Origin of the sequence: Serratia sp. JUb9, from assembly GCF_014298095.1 — a bacterium.
Classification (GTDB): domain Bacteria; phylum Pseudomonadota; class Gammaproteobacteria; order Enterobacterales; family Enterobacteriaceae; genus Serratia_B; species Serratia_B rhizosphaerae.
Genome location: NZ_CP060416.1, coordinates 2,956,716 through 2,971,237 on the forward strand (window position 1 = coordinate 2,956,716; position 14,522 = coordinate 2,971,237).

The 14,522-nt window shown below is 64.0% G+C and carries 14 protein-coding genes; 13 read left to right on the forward strand and 1 reads right to left on the reverse strand.

The features are described from left to right. Positions 1 to 138 precede the first annotated feature (138 nt). From HF675_RS14045 to aroQ, 4 genes are read left to right on the forward strand one after another with little or no spacing between them, the layout of a single operon-like run. Positions 139 to 1,518, forward strand: coding sequence for an aromatic acid/H+ symport family MFS transporter (locus tag HF675_RS14045; protein ID WP_187043254.1), 1,380 nt, complete (start codon positions 139 to 141; stop codon positions 1,516 to 1,518). Positions 1,519 to 1,542: 24 nt separating this feature from the next. After that, on the forward strand, positions 1,543 to 2,805 hold the full coding sequence (locus HF675_RS14050) for a gallate dioxygenase (protein ID WP_111737224.1): 1,263 nt from the start codon (positions 1,543 to 1,545) through the stop codon (positions 2,803 to 2,805). Beyond that, positions 2,802 to 3,635: an amidohydrolase gene (locus tag HF675_RS14055; RefSeq protein WP_187043255.1), complete on the forward strand. Its 834-nt coding sequence runs from the start codon at positions 2,802 to 2,804 to the stop codon at positions 3,633 to 3,635. The genes HF675_RS14050 and HF675_RS14055 overlap by 4 nt, the downstream gene beginning before the upstream one ends. 10 nt (positions 3,636 to 3,645) lie before the next feature. After that, positions 3,646 to 4,077, forward strand: coding sequence for a type II 3-dehydroquinate dehydratase (aroQ, locus tag HF675_RS14060; RefSeq protein WP_187043256.1), 432 nt, complete (start codon positions 3,646 to 3,648; stop codon positions 4,075 to 4,077). Here the strand turns inward: aroQ and HF675_RS14065 are convergent. Next, the gene (locus HF675_RS14065; protein ID WP_105230812.1) at positions 4,074 to 5,297 is read right to left on the reverse strand and encodes a LysR substrate-binding domain-containing protein; all 1,224 of its coding nucleotides are present in this window, start codon (positions 5,295 to 5,297) and stop codon (positions 4,074 to 4,076) included. The genes aroQ and HF675_RS14065 overlap by 4 nt on opposite strands. 128 nt (positions 5,298 to 5,425) lie before the next feature. Here HF675_RS14065 and galB point away from each other — a divergent pair, with 128 nt between their 5' ends. From galB to HF675_RS14110, 9 genes are all read left to right on the forward strand, one after another. After that, the gene (galB, locus tag HF675_RS14070; RefSeq protein WP_111737228.1) at positions 5,426 to 6,166 is read left to right on the forward strand and encodes a 4-oxalmesaconate hydratase; all 741 of its coding nucleotides are present in this window, start codon (positions 5,426 to 5,428) and stop codon (positions 6,164 to 6,166) included. Beyond that, the gene (locus HF675_RS14075; protein WP_105230810.1) at positions 6,163 to 6,876 is read left to right on the forward strand and encodes a 4-carboxy-4-hydroxy-2-oxoadipate aldolase/oxaloacetate decarboxylase; all 714 of its coding nucleotides are present in this window, start codon (positions 6,163 to 6,165) and stop codon (positions 6,874 to 6,876) included. Before galB ends, HF675_RS14075 begins: the two co-directional genes overlap by 4 nt. Before the next feature lies 1 nt (position 6,877). After that, a complete protein-coding gene (locus HF675_RS14080; protein ID WP_111737229.1) occupies positions 6,878 to 7,957 on the forward strand; it encodes a 4-oxalomesaconate tautomerase in 1,080 nt (359 codons plus the stop codon). A gap of 16 nt (positions 7,958 to 7,973) precedes the next feature. Further along, entirely contained in the window at positions 7,974 to 8,861 is an 888-nt protein-coding gene (locus tag HF675_RS14085; RefSeq protein WP_187043257.1) for a DUF1932 domain-containing protein, read from the forward strand. 228 nt (positions 8,862 to 9,089) lie between these two features. After that, positions 9,090 to 9,494 (forward strand): heme-binding protein, encoded by a 405-nt coding sequence (locus HF675_RS14090; RefSeq protein WP_234008652.1) that lies wholly within the window; start codon positions 9,090 to 9,092, stop codon positions 9,492 to 9,494. Positions 9,495 to 9,517: 23 nt separating this feature from the next. Continuing rightward, entirely contained in the window at positions 9,518 to 10,039 is a 522-nt protein-coding gene (locus HF675_RS14095; RefSeq protein ID WP_187043258.1) for a sugar dehydrogenase complex small subunit, read from the forward strand. Beyond that, a complete protein-coding gene (locus HF675_RS14100; RefSeq protein WP_105230805.1) occupies positions 10,032 to 11,648 on the forward strand; it encodes a GMC family oxidoreductase in 1,617 nt (538 codons plus the stop codon). The genes HF675_RS14095 and HF675_RS14100 overlap by 8 nt, the downstream gene beginning before the upstream one ends. Continuing rightward, complete coding sequence (locus HF675_RS14105) at positions 11,645 to 12,934, forward strand: c-type cytochrome (RefSeq protein ID WP_105230804.1); 1,290 nt, start codon at positions 11,645 to 11,647, stop codon at positions 12,932 to 12,934. The genes HF675_RS14100 and HF675_RS14105 overlap by 4 nt, the downstream gene beginning before the upstream one ends. Positions 12,935 to 13,084: 150 nt before the next feature. Next, complete coding sequence (locus HF675_RS14110) at positions 13,085 to 14,395, forward strand: MFS transporter (protein WP_187043259.1); 1,311 nt, start codon at positions 13,085 to 13,087, stop codon at positions 14,393 to 14,395. Positions 14,396 to 14,522: the final 127 nt, after the last annotated feature.

Sequence of the window (14,522 nt, forward strand, 5' to 3'; positions counted from 1 at the left end):
ATAATTCATTGATACAAATCAATTTAATGCTATAAACATTTAAAACACATCGGCTGACGCTCATCCAATACGTTTCCGGCCTGCGGCCAAAGTTTTAATCCGATCACATATTAATAAAAAAAACAGAGAGCGTACCCGATGAGCAACCACAACATTGTTGACGTCAAAGCGTGGATCGATTCGCGCCCCATCTCCGGCTATCAGTGGCTGGTATTAATCCTGTGCTTCATCATCATTATGTTCGACGGTTACGACGCCGCGGTGATGGGCTTTATCGCCCCGGCGCTGATCGAAGACTGGGGCATTTCACGGGGCGAAATGGGGCCGATCCTCGGCGCGGCGATGCTCGGCGTCGCCCTCGGCGCGCTGATCGCCGGCCCCTACTCCGACCGCTTCGGCCGCAAGAAAGTGCTGCTGCTGTCGATCCTCTGTTTCTCGCTGTTCAGCCTGCTCAGCACCTTCGCACGCACCCCGCTGGAAATGGCCGTGCTGCGCTTTCTTACCGGCCTCGGGCTGGGGGCGGTGATGCCCAACTGCGTGACGCTGGTGTCCGAATATATGCCGGAGCGCCGCCGCAGCCTGATGATCACCCTGATGTACAGCGGCTTTAATATCGGCTCCGGCGCCGGCGGTTTTATCGCCGCCGGCATGCTGCCGAGCCTGGGGTGGAAATCGGTGCTGTTCCTCGGCGGCCTGCTGCCGCTGCTGATGCTGCCGCTGCTGATGTGGATCCTGCCGGAATCCACCCTGTATATGGTGGTGCGCAACCAACATAAAGACAAAATCGCCCGCATCCTGCGGCGCGCCGGCGGCGTATTCAGCGCCGGCACCACCTTCGTGCTGAAAACGCCGGCGATCGCCAAGAAGGCCCGGGTGCTGCAACTGTTCAGCAACGGCTACGCCAGAGGCACGCTGGTACTGTGGCTCACCTATTTTATGGGGCTGTTTGTGATTTATCTGCTCAACGGCTGGCTGCCGACCATCGTGCGCGGCGCCGGTTTTTCGCTGGAGCGCGCGGCGATTATCGCCGGCTTATTTCAGCTGGGCGGCACCATCGGCGGGCTGCTGGTGGGTAACCTGATGGATCGCTTCGTCGCCAAACGGGTGATCGCCCTGTTCTACCTGATGGGCATGTGCTGCCTGCTGGCGCAGGGCATCTGGGGCTTTGGCCCGACGGCGCTGGCGGTGCTGGTGTTTATCAGCGGGGTATGCATCAACGGCGCGCAAACCGGCCTGCAGGCGTTCTCCCCGGCGTTCTACCCGACGGAGATGCGCGCCACCGGCGTCAGTTGGATGCACGGCATCGGCCGCAGCGGCGCAATTATCAGTTCATCGCTCGGCGGCGTGCTGCTGGGGATGTTCCCCGGCGCCACCAGCATTTTCATTATCCTCGCCACCCCGGCTCTGCTGGCGGCGATCACCATTATCAATCATCAGCACGCGCGTCCGGCGGAAAGGGTAAAAGGCATTGGCCTTAACGACCTGCCAGCGCTGTCGCGCACCATGAATAACCGGTAAACACTTTCAGACAGAGGTAACAGGATGGCAACGATCATTGGCGGACTGGCCGTGTCCCACACCCCCACCATCGGCTTTGCGGTGGATCACAATAAACAGCAGGAGAGCGCCTGGGCGCCGATTTTCGACGGTTTCGCCCCGATGCAGCAATGGCTGGCGGAGAAAAAACCCGACGTGCTGCTGTACGTATTCAACGACCACGTCACGTCATTTTTCTTCGACCACTATTCAGCATTTGCGCTGGGGATTGACGACAGCTACGCCGTCGCTGACGAAGGCGGCGGTCCGCGCGATCTGCCGCCCGTCGCCGGCCATGCGGCGCTGTCCCAGCATATCGGCGCCAGTCTGATGGCGGACGAATTCGATATGGCGTTCTTCCAGGACAAACCGCTGGACCACGGCCTGTTCTCACCGCTGTCCGCTCTGCTGCCCTGGCAGGATAGCGGCTGGCCGACCCGGGTAGTGCCGCTGCAGGTCGGCGTGCTGCAGTTCCCAATCCCGTCAGCCCGTCGCTGCTACAAACTGGGCCAGGCGCTACGGCGGGCGATCGAAAGTTTCCCGGAAGATCTGAAGGTGGCGGTGGTCGCCACCGGCGGCGTCTCGCATCAGGTGCACGGCGAACGCTGCGGCTTCAATAACCCGGAATGGGACGCTCAGTTTGTCGATATGCTGGTGAACGATCCGCAGCGCCTGACCGACATCACCCTGGCGGAATACGCCACCCTCGGCGGCCTGGAAGGGGCGGAGGTGATTATGTGGCTGATTATGCGCGGCGCGCTCTCCGCCAACGTGGAAAAACTGCATGAGGCCTACTACCTGCCCTCGATGACCGGCATCTCCACGCTGATTCTGGAAAACCGCGCGCGCGAAGCGCCGGTCGACGTGCAGCAGCGCCAGCGCGACAAAATCAATCAGCAGTTGGCCGGCGTGGAAAAACTGCCGGGCACCTACCCGTTCACCCATGCCCGCAGCCTGAAGGCGCTACGCATCAACCGCTTTCTGCACCGGCTGATCCAGCCGGACTGGCGCGCCCGTTTCCTTCAGCAGCAGCAGGCGCTGTTTGATCAGGCGGCGCTGAGCGACGAAGAACAGCGCATGCTGCGCGAACTCGACTGGCGGGCGATGATCCACTACGGCGTCAGCTTCTTCCTGCTGGAGAAGCTGGGCGCGGTGGTCGGCAGCTCTAACCTGCATATTTACGCCGCCATGCGCGGCGAAACGCTGGAGGAGTTCCAGAAAACGCGTAACCAGCAGGTGCTGTATTCGGTAGCGGGGAAAGACGCATGACAACGCTATTTAGCCAGCCGAAGATCGACTGCCACCACCACCTGTTCGACCCGGGCCATTTCCCCTATGCGCCGGACAGCGCCTATAACCCGGCCGGCCATGAACTGGCGACGTTGGCCCACTACCGCGCGGTGATGCAGGCCTACGGCATTCGCCATTCGCTGATTGTCGGCCCCACTTCGGGCTATAACACCGACAACCGCTGCCTGCTGGCGGCGCTGGCCGGCGGTGAAGGCCGCCATAAGGGCATCGCGGTGGTGCCATTCGACAGCAGCAGCGAATCACTGGCGCAACTGCAGACGCAGGGCGTGGTCGGCATCGCCCTCAACGTCGCCATGCTCGGCGTCGCGCCGTTTCTGCAGCTTGACCGGCTGATGGCGCAATTGGCGGAACTGGGGCTGTACGCGCAGATTCAGGTACAGGATGACCAGTTGCCGGCACTGCTGCCGCTGCTGCGGCGCAGCCGCGCCAGACTGCTGTTCGACCACAGCGGCCGCCCCGACGTCGACGCCGGGCTGGAGCAGCCGGCCTTTCAGGCGCTGCTGCAGCTGGCGGAGCGTGAACATGTGTATATGAAACTGTCCGGGCTGGCGAAGTTTTCCCGTCAGCACTACCCGTTCGCCGACGCGCAGCCCTATGTGCAGGCGCTGCTGGCCGCCTACGGCGCGGAGAAGTGCATGTGGGGCTCCGACTGGCCGTTCCTGCGCGCCACCGAACGGATGGACATGGGCACGCTGCTGATGCTGTGCGAAAGCCTGTTCCCCGACGCGCAGACGCGTCAACAGATTCTGTGGCACACGCCGCAGCGCCTGTTTGGTTTTACTGACTAACGGAGAGACGATGAAAACCATTTACGTGCTTAACGGCCCCAACCTCAACCTGCTGGGCAGCCGCGAACCGGAAACCTACGGCCATGACACGCTGGCCACTATCGAAACGCTATGCCGCCGGACGGCCGCCGAGCTGAATGTGGAACTGGTATTTCTGCAGACCAACCACGAGGGGCAGATGATCGACTGGATCCAGGAGACGCGCGGCAAGGCGCAGGCGCTGGTGATCAATCCGGCTGCCTGGACCCACACCTCGGTGGCGATTCGTGACGCTGTCACCGCCGTCGCCCTGCCGCTGTTTGAAGTGCATATCACCAATGTGCACAAGCGCGAACCGTTCCGCCACCACTCCTACCTGTCCGATGTGGCGCACGGCGTGATCTGCGGCTTTGGCATTCAAGGCTACCGCTACGCGCTGATGCAGGCCGCCAGCCTGCTTTAACCTATACCGGCGCACTGCGCGCGCAGGCTGTCGATCAGCGCCTGCGCCGCCGGCGAATGCAGGCTGCCAGTACGGAACGTCAGGCCGATGGCGCGGCCGGTGTTGGGCAGCGCCAGCGGCAGCTGCACCAACTCCCCCGACGCCAGTTCATGCTCCAGCTGGTGCGCCGACACCGCCGCCAGCATATCTGAATTGAGCAACAGCCCGCGCACCAGCGCCAGATCGCCGGTTTCCACCACCGGCGACGGCGGCGGCATCGCCATCGCCAGAAAGCAGTCGTCCAACAGACGCCGCGCCGGGGTGGCCGAGCGCGGCAGCACCCAGCGTGCGCCCTTCAGCTGCGCCGGCTGCAGCCCGGCCTGCGCCAGCGGATGACCGCGACGCGCCAGCAGCACCATCTCTTCGGTAAACAGCGTTTCGCTGTACACATCCGCCGCATAATCGCTGGCGCGTAACGCGCCAAAAATAAAATCGATATCGCCGGAGCGTAATTCAGACGCCAGCGCGGAAAACGCACTCTCGTTGGTCACCACGCTGACGCCAGGATAGCGCGAGGTCAGCTGGACAATCGCCTGCGGCAGCAGCCGGGTACGCCCCAGCGGCAGCGCGCCGACCCGCACCGCGCCGGTCAGCACCCCGCGCCGGGCGGCGATATCCGCCGGAATATGGTGCAGCTCATTGAGCGCACGCCGGATGTTGGCCTCAATTTCCCGTCCGGCCAGCGAAGGCACCATACCGTGCGGCGTCCGCTCCAGCAGCGGCGTGCCGACGCCGTTTTCCAGCACCTTCAGCGCCGCACTGATCGCCGGCTGGCTCAGGCCCAGCAGCGTCGCCACGGTCTGCATATGCCGCGTTTCACACAGGCAGACGAAAATCTGCAGCCGGCGTACGTTAAACAGGTACAGCGGTTCGCTGTCGGTACGCGCCGCCCCTTTACCCAGCAGACGCGCCAGCAGCGCCGGCACCTGATGCAGTTCCGCAATCGCCCGCCGCGCGCGCGGCAGCACGCACTTGCCGAAATCGGTCAGCAGCATGCCGCTGGCATGACGCTCAAACAGCGGCACCGCCAGTTTTTGCTCCAGATCGCGAATCGACCGGGTGATGGCCGACTGTGTTCTGAATAACTCATCGGCGGCGCGCGAAACGCTGCCCTGCGTGACAACCTGGCTGAATGCTCTGATTTGCATCAGGTTTGTCAGCGCGTCTTCTTCATAGTCCATGCTCAACCTCCCGGACGGCGATGCAGGCAATATAAATAAAACGCATACCTGCTGCAATCAAATGAATTATCCGCCGACGCGGGAAACTGACAGCATGAGCTCACTCCAATCAGCCAAGGAATCCGAACATGAGTGAGATAACCGCAAACAAAACCGCCCTGGTGGTCAGCGCCCATTCCGCCGACTTTGTCTGGCGCGCCGGCGGCGCCATTGCGCTGCACGGTCAGCAGGGTTATCAGGTACATATCGTCTGTCTGTCGTTCGGCGAGCGTGGCGAATCGGCCAAGCTATGGCGCAAAGGCGAGATGACCGAGCAAAAAGTGAAGGCCGCCCGCCGGGAAGAAGCCTGCGCCGCCGCCGAAATCCTCGGCGCCAGCATCGAATTCTTCGATATGGGCGACTACCCGCTGCGCGCCGATAAAGAGCATCTGTTCCGCCTGGCGGACGTGTTCCGCCGGGTGCAGCCGCACTTTGTGCTGACCCACTCGCAAAAAGATCCGTACAACTACGATCACCCGCTGGCCTGCAACCTGACGCAGGAAGCGCGCATTATCGCGCAGGCGGAAGGCTACCGGCCGGGCGAGCCGATCGTCGCCGCGCCGCCGGTGTACCTGTTTGAACCCCACCAGCCGGAGCAGTGTGAATGGAAACCGGACGTGCTGCTGGATATCACCTCGGTATGGGATAAAAAATATCAGGCAATTCAGTGCATGGCCGGCCAGGAACACCTGTGGGAGTACTACACCCGCGTCGCCCAGCAGCGCGGCGTACAGGCCAAGCGCAACGTCGGCATCGCCAGCGGCAAAAACATCGTGTATGGCGAAGGCTATCAGAGCATTTTCCCGCGGGTGACGGAGGATCTGGCATGAGCATCATCGGTAAAAAAGGCGTGGTGGTGCGTTCTGTCCCGCGCAGCAGCGACGCCACGCTGGCGGCGCTGGCGGCGTTCGGCGTCGCCACGGTGCATGAGGCGCAGGGTCGCAAAGGGCTGCTCGATCCGGCCATCCGGCCGATTCAGCAGGATCGCGGGATCGCCGGCAATGCGGTCACCGTGCTGGCGGCGCCGGGCGATAACTGGATGTTCCACGTGGCGGTCGAGCAGTGCCGGCCGGGCGATATTCTGGTGGTGGCGCCGACCTCCCCCTGTATCGACGGCTACTTCGGCGATCTGTTGGCCACCTCGCTGCAGGCGCACGGCGTGCGCGGGCTGGTGGCCGATCTGGGAGTGCGCGACACCCGCACGCTGCGTGAAATGGGCTTCCCGGTCTGGTCGCGGGCGGTGTATGCGCAGGGCACGGTGAAAGAGACGCTGGGGTCGGTCAATGTGCCGCTGGTGTGCGCCGGGCAGCTGATTTATCCGGGCGATGCGGTGGTCGCCGACGATGACGGCGTAGTGGTGGTGCGCCATGCCGAGGCCGAAGCGACGCTGGCGGCCAGCCGCCGCCGCGCCGAGCTGGAGGAGAGCAAGCGCCTGCGGATGGCCAACGGCGAGCTGGGGCTGGATATTTACCAGATGCGACCGCGTCTGGCGGAAAAAGGCCTGACCTACTACGACTCACTGGACCAGTTGGAGGAGTAACATGCGCCAACGTCGGATCCCCTGCCTGCTGATGCGCGGCGGCACCTCAAAAGGCGCATTCTTTCTGGCGGACGACCTGCCGTCACAGCCGGCGGCGCGCGACCGCGTACTGCTGGCGGCGATGGGCTCGCCGGATATCCGTCAAATCGACGGCCTCGGCGGCGGCGATCCGCTGACCAGCAAAGTGGCGATCGTCAGCCGCTCGCAGCGTGCAGACGCCGACGTCGACTATCTGTTCGCTCAGGTCAACGTCGACCGCCCGGTGGTGGATTACGGCCAGAACTGCGGCAATATTCTGGCGGCGGTCGGGCCGTTCGCCATCGAGCGCGGCCTGGTGGCCACCGACGCGGCGTTCACCGAAGTGCGCATCTTTATGCAGAACACCGGCCAGGTGGCGGTGGCGCGCATCCCCACGCCGGACGGCGAGGTGCGCTACGACGGCGATCTGTCCATCGACGGCGTGCCCGGCAGCGCCGCCGAAATTGTGCTGACCTTCCGCGATATCGCCGGCTCCAGCTGCGGCGCTCTGCTGCCGACCGGCCGGGCCTGCGACCAGATTGACGGCGTGGCGGTCACCTGTATCGACAACGGCATGCCGGTGGTACTGCTGCGCGCAGCGGATCTCGGCCGCAGCGGCTACGAAAGCCGCGAACAGCTGGATGCCGACCAACAGCTCAAACAGCGGCTGGAGCACATTCGCCTGCAGGCCGGCCCGCTGATGAACCTGGGCGACGTCAGCCAGCGCAGCGTGCCGAAAATGACCCTGCTGGCCGCGCCGCGCGCCGGCGGCGCCGTCAGCAGCCGCACCTTTATTCCCCACCGCTGCCACGCCTCGATCGGTGTGCTGGGCGCGGTCAGCGTCGCCAGCGCCTGTCTGCTGGCGGGCAGCGTGGCGCAGCCGCTGGCTCAGGCAGGCGACGATGAACAGCAGCGCGTCAGCGTGGAGCATCCCAGCGGCGAATTCAGCGTCTTGCTGACCCGCACGCCCGCCGGCGAACTGACACAGGCCGGCATGCTGCGTACCGCCCGGCTGATTTTCGCCGGTGAGGTGTGCATTCCCGGCGCGATCTGGCCGGCCTAACCATAGGGAGAAACTGATGACCACCTTTACCCCACGGGTCACGCTGATCGGCTTCGGTGAAGTCGGCAGCATTCTGGCTCAGGAACTGAGCGCTCAGGGCGCACGCGTTACCGCCTATGACCAGCACATTACGCCGGCGATGGCAGCCACCGCCGAGCGCTGCGGCTGCACGCTGACCGAACAACTGCCGGCGGCGCTGGCCGACGCCGAGCTGATTTTTTCCGTCGTCACCGCCGCCAATACGCTGGCGGTCGCCACGCAGTGCGCTCCGCTGCTGCGCGCCGGCCAGTACTTTTTCGACCTGAACTCCGCCGCCCCCCATACCAAACGCGCCGCCGCCGCGGCGATTGAGCAAGCCAGCGACGCGTGCTATGTCGAGGTTGCGGTAATGGCGCCGGTGCCGCCCAAGCGGCTGCAAACGCCGCTGCTGCTGGGCGGCCCAGCGGCGGCCGAGGGCGGCGCACGGCTGCAGCCGTTAGGATTTAACGCCAGGATTCACAGCGATCGCATCGGCGAGGCTTCGGCGATCAAAATGTGCCGCAGCGTGATGATCAAGGGGCTGGAGGCGCTGACCGTCGAATGCCTGCACGCCGCCCGCCGCTACGGCGTCGAACGGCCGGTGCTCGATTCGCTGCACGCCAGTTTCCCGTCGCTGGGCTGGGACGAGCGGCTGCCCCACTACCTGATTAGCCGGGTGGCGGAGCACGGGCAACGCCGCGCCGAGGAGATGGGGGAAGTGGTGAAAACGCTGCAGGACGTTGGCGTGGAACCGCACCAAAGCCGCGCGACGGTGTTATCGCAGCAGGGGCTGGTCGACGCGATGAAAGCGCAAAACATCCGCTATTCGCAACTGGAACCTTTCGTTTGGCAACAAGCACTTGAGGCGATCTACGGCAAATTGTGATCGGCATCAAATAACGATTTATTTTCGTTAAATTCACATTGTTAACAAACTAACAACAAAGTATTTTGAACCAAAAGGTACATAAAAACAGGACGTGCGGGCAAGCCGCAGCATGGTGACCCCGCCCGCACGCTCCGATGACTTATCTCTTGGCACTGGAAAAACACCGTAATGAAAAAAATGCTCCTGTTAACCGGCGCGCTGCTCTCTGCCAGCGCCGGCCACGCCATGGCGGCGCCCGTCGCGCCGCTGACCAATCAGCAGGCCAATCAGGTGATCGACAACGTGCGCCACAGCCTGCAAACGCAGCATAGCGTCGGCTGCGTCGCCGTGGTGGATCGCGCCGGCCTGCTGCTGGCGTTCCAACGCTTTGACGGCGCGCCGCTCGGCTGTGTGGACGCCGCGCTCGGCAAGGCGCGCACCTCCGCTCTCTACCGCACGCCTTCACTGACGTTTATGCAACGGCTGCAAAACGGCGAAACCACCGTGCTCGCCATCCCGCATGCGGTGGCGCTCGGCGGCGGCTACCCGCTGACGCTTGGCGGCGACGTGGTCGGCGCGGTCGGCGTCAGCACGCCAAAACAAGAGCTGGATAATCAGGCTTCGCAAACCGCCGCCTCCGCGCTGCAGTAACCCCTGCCAAAAGGAACCTTTCTATGATCGCTCTTTCACGCCGCCGGCTGGTGCTCGGCTCGGCGGGGTTGCTGGCGGCCGGCGTCCTGGCGCAAAACCTGTTGGGACGTGCCGCGCTGGCGGCGCCTGACGCCGCATCGCTGCCGGACGCTTTTCTCACCGTCTCTCGTTCGCTGACCGGTATGCCGCTGCCCGACCCGCAGCTGGCGCAGCGGCTGTATCAGGCGCTGCTGCCGCGCTTCCCGCAGCTGAATCCGCTGCTCGACGCGCTGGCAACGCTGCTGCAGCAACACGGCACCCAGGACGGCGCAGCCCTGCAACAACAGCTGAAACAGCATGCCGCACCGCTGACGCGCCTGTATCACGCGTTGATCGGCGGCTGGTATCTCGGCGTTATCGGCGATGCCGCCCGGCCTGAATGCATCGCCTTCGAAAACATCGTCAGCTATCAACTGGTGCGCGACTCATTAACGCCCCCCAGTTACTGCCCGGGCGAGACAAATTTCTGGATCCGACCTCCGCATAAGGAGAATAACCATGCCTGATTCATTAAGTGCCGACGTGGTGGTCATCGGCGCCGGTATTGCCGGCTCGCTGGCGGCATTAAAGATGGCGCAGGCCGGCGCCTCGGTGCTGATGCTGGAGTCCGGCCCGGAGATTAAACGTGACAACGCGGTGGAGCTGTTCCGCAACTCGCCGTTCAAGGGCGACTTTACCGAACCGTTTCCGCCGCAGCCCTGGGCGCCGCAGCCCAAATTCGTGCCGAGCGATAACAACTACCTGATCCAAAAAGGGCCGGACCCCTACCGCGCCCAGTATCTGCGCGGTATCGGCGGCACCACCTGGCACTGGGCCGGGCAGGCGTTCCGCCTGCTGCCGAACGATATGCGCCTGCAGAGCCTGTACGGCGTAGGCCGCGACTGGCCGATCGGTTACGCCGATCTGGAGCCTTACTATTGCGAGGCCGAATACCAGATGGGGGTTTCCGGCGACAGCGATCTGGACTCGCCGCGCTCGCGCCCTTACCCGCTGCCGGGGATCCCGCTGCCTTACGGTTTTGAACGGATTAAACAGCGCGTCGCCGGGCTGGGTTATGAGGTCGGCATCGGCCCGCAGGCGCGCAACAGCGTTCCCTACGACGGTCGCCCGGCCTGCTGCGGTAATAACAACTGTATGCCGGTCTGCCCGATCGACGCCCAGTATCACGGCGGCATCTCCGCCCGCAAGGCGCTGGAGGCCGGCGTGCGCATCGTCGCCAATGCGGTGGTGTACCGTATTGAGGCCGACGACAAGGGTAATATCGTGGCGGTGCACTATCTGGATCGCAATAAACACAGCCACCGGGTCAGCGGCAAACGCTTCGTACTGACCGCCAACGGTATTGAAAGCCCGAAAATCCTGCTGCTGTCCAGCAGCGAGCGTTATCGCCACGGCATCGCCAACAGTTCCGGCATGGTCGGCCGTAATCTGATGGATCATCCGGGCAGTTCGGTAGAATTTTACGCCGACGAACCGGTATGGTTCGGCCGCGGGCCGATGCGGCCCGGCAGCATCAACAACCTGCGCGACGGCGCATTCCGGGCGCAGCGTTCAGCCCTGCGGGTCGATCTGGCCAACACCTCGCCGGTGCGCTACCTCACCGAGCGCCTGATCCGTCAGGGCTATTACGGCAAGGCGCTGAATGAAAAGCTGGCGTTCCAGTCCGAACGCTACGTACAGCTGAAATGCCTGCTGGAGATGCTGCCCGAGCCGGAAAACCGCGTGCAGCTGAGCAAAACCGAGAAAGACGCCTGGGGCATCCCTAAACTGGAAGTCTACTACCGCTTTCCGGAGTATGTGCACCGCGGCTACGACCAGTCGATGGTCGACTTCCGGCGCATCGTCAAACAGATGGGCGGCAGCGAGGCGCTGTACAGCCGGCGCGGCGTTTATGACAACAACCAGCACATCACCGGCACCATGATGATGGGGCGCGATCCGCGCGATTCGGTGGTTGACGGCGACTGCCGCAGCCACGACCACCCCAACCTGTTTATCGCCGGCACCGGCATCATGCCTTCCGCCTCCACGGTCAACTCGACGCTGACCGGCGTGGCACTGGCGCTGCGCATGGCGGACAGCGTGCTGAGCAGTCTGCAGGGAGGCATGGCATGAAGAAGACGCTACTGGCGCTGTTTCTCAGCGCCGCGCCGCTGTGGGCGCACGGTGACGATGCGCTGATCAAGCGCGGCGAGTATCTGGCGCGCGCCGCCGACTGCACCGCCTGCCATACCGCGCCGGGCGGCCCGGCGTTTGGCGGCGGCTATCCGGTCAGCACGCCGTTCGGCGTGATTTACGGCAGTAATATCTCCGCCGACAAGCAGTTCGGCATCGGTAACTGGAGCGATGACGAATTCGTCGCGGCAGTGCGCGACGGCGTGGGTAAAAACGGCCAGCAGCTCTACCCGGCGATGCCGTACGACGCCTTCACCAAAATGAAGCGCGACGACGTGCTGGCGATCAAAGCCTACCTGCTGGCGCAACCGGCGGTGCATCAGGCGACGCCGCGCACCGATCTGGCCTTCCCGTTCAACCAGCGCTGGGGCATGCGGTTATGGAAGCTGTTTAACTTCAGCGCCGGCGAACTGCGGCCGGACCCGGCCAAAAGCGACGAATGGAACCACGGCCGCTATCTGGTGGAAGCGCTGGCGCACTGCGGCACCTGCCATACGCCGCGCACTCTCACCATGGGGATGGACGAGGACAACGCCTTTGCCGGCGGCGACCTCGGCGGCTGGACGGCGTATAACATCACGCCGGATAAACGCGCCGGCATCGGCAGTTGGTCGCAGCAGGAGCTGGTCGACTACCTGAAAACCGGCAACGTCGCCGGGCGCGCCTCGGCCGCCGGGCCGATGGCGGAGGCCATCGAGCACAGTCTGCAATACCTGCCGGACAGCGATCTGCACGCCATGGCGACCTATCTGCGCAGCGTAAAGCCCATCGCCGATGATGCACAGCGCAAGGCCCGCGACGCCTGGGGACAGCCGACGCAGGACTACCTGACGCTGCGCGGCGGCAATGGCGGCGAGGCCTCCGGCGCGGCGCTGTTCAACCGCCACTGCGCCAGCTGTCACGGTGCCGACGGCGCCGGCAAGGGGAGCGGTTTCCACGCCTATCCATCGCTGCTGCATCACGGCAGCACCGGCGCCGCGGACAATAAAAACCTGGTGGCGGTGATCCTCGGTGGCGTACAGCGCCATATGCAGCAGGGGGAAATCCTGATGCCGGCCTTCGCCGGCGAGCTGAGGGATGACGAGGTGGCAACGCTGAGCAACTACGTCAACCGCCAGTTCGGCAACCCGGCGGCGGCCAACGCCAGCGCCGAACAGGTGGCGCGCCAGCGGCAGGATGCCAATCTGCCGCAGCCGCCGACGGTGCTGCAGGGCGACCGGCCGTAAGCCCGGCATTTTTGCGCCCCCTCAACCGGAGGGGGCGCACTCGCATTTCTGATAAAAACGCATTGCTTGTTGTGCCCGGCAGCGTCTAAATAATCCATAGGCAAACCAAATGCCCTGTTCTGCCCCCCGGATGATTGGTTAAGGATCAGCATGACAGCAAACTCCGCAGTGATGGACAGCCGCCGCTCACGTCAGGCGCTGTTGGCCGGTTCGGTCGGCAACTTTATTGAGTGGTACGAATTTGGCGTGTACGGCTTTCTGGCCACGGTGATCGCCGCCAACTTCTTCACCCTGCAAGGCGAAAATGCCGTTACCAGCCTGATCCTCGCCTATGCCGCCTTTGCGCTGGCGTTTTTCTGCCGTCCCATCGGCGCGGTGATTTTTGGCCGCATCGGCGATCGTATCGGCCGGCGGCCGACGCTGATCGTGGTGGTGCTGCTGATGACGCTGACCACCGCGCTGATCGGCGTGATGCCGACTTATGCGTCAATCGGCGTCGCCGCCCCGCTGCTGCTGACGCTGCTGCGTATGCTGCAGGGGCTGTCCGCCGGCGGTGAGTTCGGCGGTGCGGTCGCACTGCTGACCGAGTTCGCCCCGCCCGGCAAACGCGGCCGCTTCGGCGCCTGGCAGTCGCTGACCGTAGCGCTCGGGCTGCTGGCAGGCGCCGGGCTGGTGGCGTTGCTCAGCGCGCTGCTCAGCCACGAGCAGCTGCATGATTGGGGCTGGCGCATCCCGTTCCTGCTGGCGCTGCCGCTCGGCGTGCTGGCGCTGTGGCTGCGGCTAAAACTGGAGGAGACGCCCAGCTTCACCCAGGCGCAGCAACGGCCCGCCGCCGCCGAGCGCCCGGCGTCCGCCGCGCCGCTTGTCGTGGTCAAAACCATAACCGTCGGCATTGGCCGGATGATGGGCTGGTCGGCCGCCGGCTACACCTTTCTGGTGGTGATGCCCACCTATCTGCAAACTTCGCTGCACGCCACGCTGCAACAGGCGTTAGCGGCCACCGTGCTGGCCAACGTCGGTTTTGCCCTGACCATTCTGCCGGCCGGTATCCTCAGCGATCGGCTGGGGCGTAAAACGGTGATGATCGGCGCCATCAGCGCGGTGATCCTGTTTACCTTTCCGCTGCTGCATCTGCTGCAGGACGCCGGCGCGGCGCTGTGGCAAAAAGGTGCGGCGGTGCTGGTGGCCGGCGCGGTGGTCGGGCTACTGGCCGGCCCCGGCCCGGCGATGCTGGCAGAGATGTTCCCCACCCGAGTGCGCTATACCGGGCTCGGGCTGGCCTATTCGCTGTCCAACGCGGTGTTCTCCGGCTCCGCCGGGCTGATTATCACCGGTCTGATTCGTGAAACCGGCAATATCGATATTCCGGCCTATTACGTGGTGGCTACCTCACTGATCAGCCTGCTGGCGCTGATGACGCTGCGGCGCGACGACCACCTGCGCCCGCTCGACGCGGCCTAACCCCTCAGCCGACCAGACGTGATAGCGATCACAATGCCAAAATGTTAACGTTAACTTTTGTGATTAACATCGCAATCATCGCGTAAGATGACTTCCAGCCAAACAAAGTTAACGTTAACAATCAGGC

Bases quoted from the DNA above. Each gene is read 5' to 3' on its own strand.
- HF675_RS14105 (WP_105230804.1), top strand. From the start codon at position 11,645: ATGAAGAAGACGCTACTGGCGCTGTTTCTCAGCGCCGCGCCGCTGTGG.
- HF675_RS14095 (WP_187043258.1), top strand. From the start codon at position 9,518: ATGATCGCTCTTTCACGCCGCCGGCTGGTGCTCGGCTCGGCGGGGTTG.
- HF675_RS14085 (WP_187043257.1), top strand. From the start codon at position 7,974: ATGACCACCTTTACCCCACGGGTCACGCTGATCGGCTTCGGTGAAGTC.
- HF675_RS14100 (WP_105230805.1), top strand. From the start codon at position 10,032: ATGCCTGATTCATTAAGTGCCGACGTGGTGGTCATCGGCGCCGGTATT.
- HF675_RS14075 (WP_105230810.1), top strand. From the start codon at position 6,163: ATGAGCATCATCGGTAAAAAAGGCGTGGTGGTGCGTTCTGTCCCGCGC.
- HF675_RS14090 (WP_234008652.1), top strand. From the start codon at position 9,090: ATGGCGGCGCCCGTCGCGCCGCTGACCAATCAGCAGGCCAATCAGGTG.
- HF675_RS14045 (WP_187043254.1), top strand. From the start codon at position 139: ATGAGCAACCACAACATTGTTGACGTCAAAGCGTGGATCGATTCGCGC.
- galB (WP_111737228.1), top strand. From the start codon at position 5,426: ATGAGTGAGATAACCGCAAACAAAACCGCCCTGGTGGTCAGCGCCCAT.
- HF675_RS14110 (WP_187043259.1), top strand. From the start codon at position 13,085: ATGACAGCAAACTCCGCAGTGATGGACAGCCGCCGCTCACGTCAGGCG.
- HF675_RS14055 (WP_187043255.1), top strand. From the start codon at position 2,802: ATGACAACGCTATTTAGCCAGCCGAAGATCGACTGCCACCACCACCTG.
- HF675_RS14080 (WP_111737229.1), top strand. From the start codon at position 6,878: ATGCGCCAACGTCGGATCCCCTGCCTGCTGATGCGCGGCGGCACCTCA.
- HF675_RS14065 (WP_105230812.1), bottom strand. From the start codon at position 5,297: ATGGACTATGAAGAAGACGCGCTGACAAACCTGATGCAAATCAGAGCA.
- HF675_RS14050 (WP_111737224.1), top strand. From the start codon at position 1,543: ATGGCAACGATCATTGGCGGACTGGCCGTGTCCCACACCCCCACCATC.
- aroQ (WP_187043256.1), top strand. From the start codon at position 3,646: ATGAAAACCATTTACGTGCTTAACGGCCCCAACCTCAACCTGCTGGGC.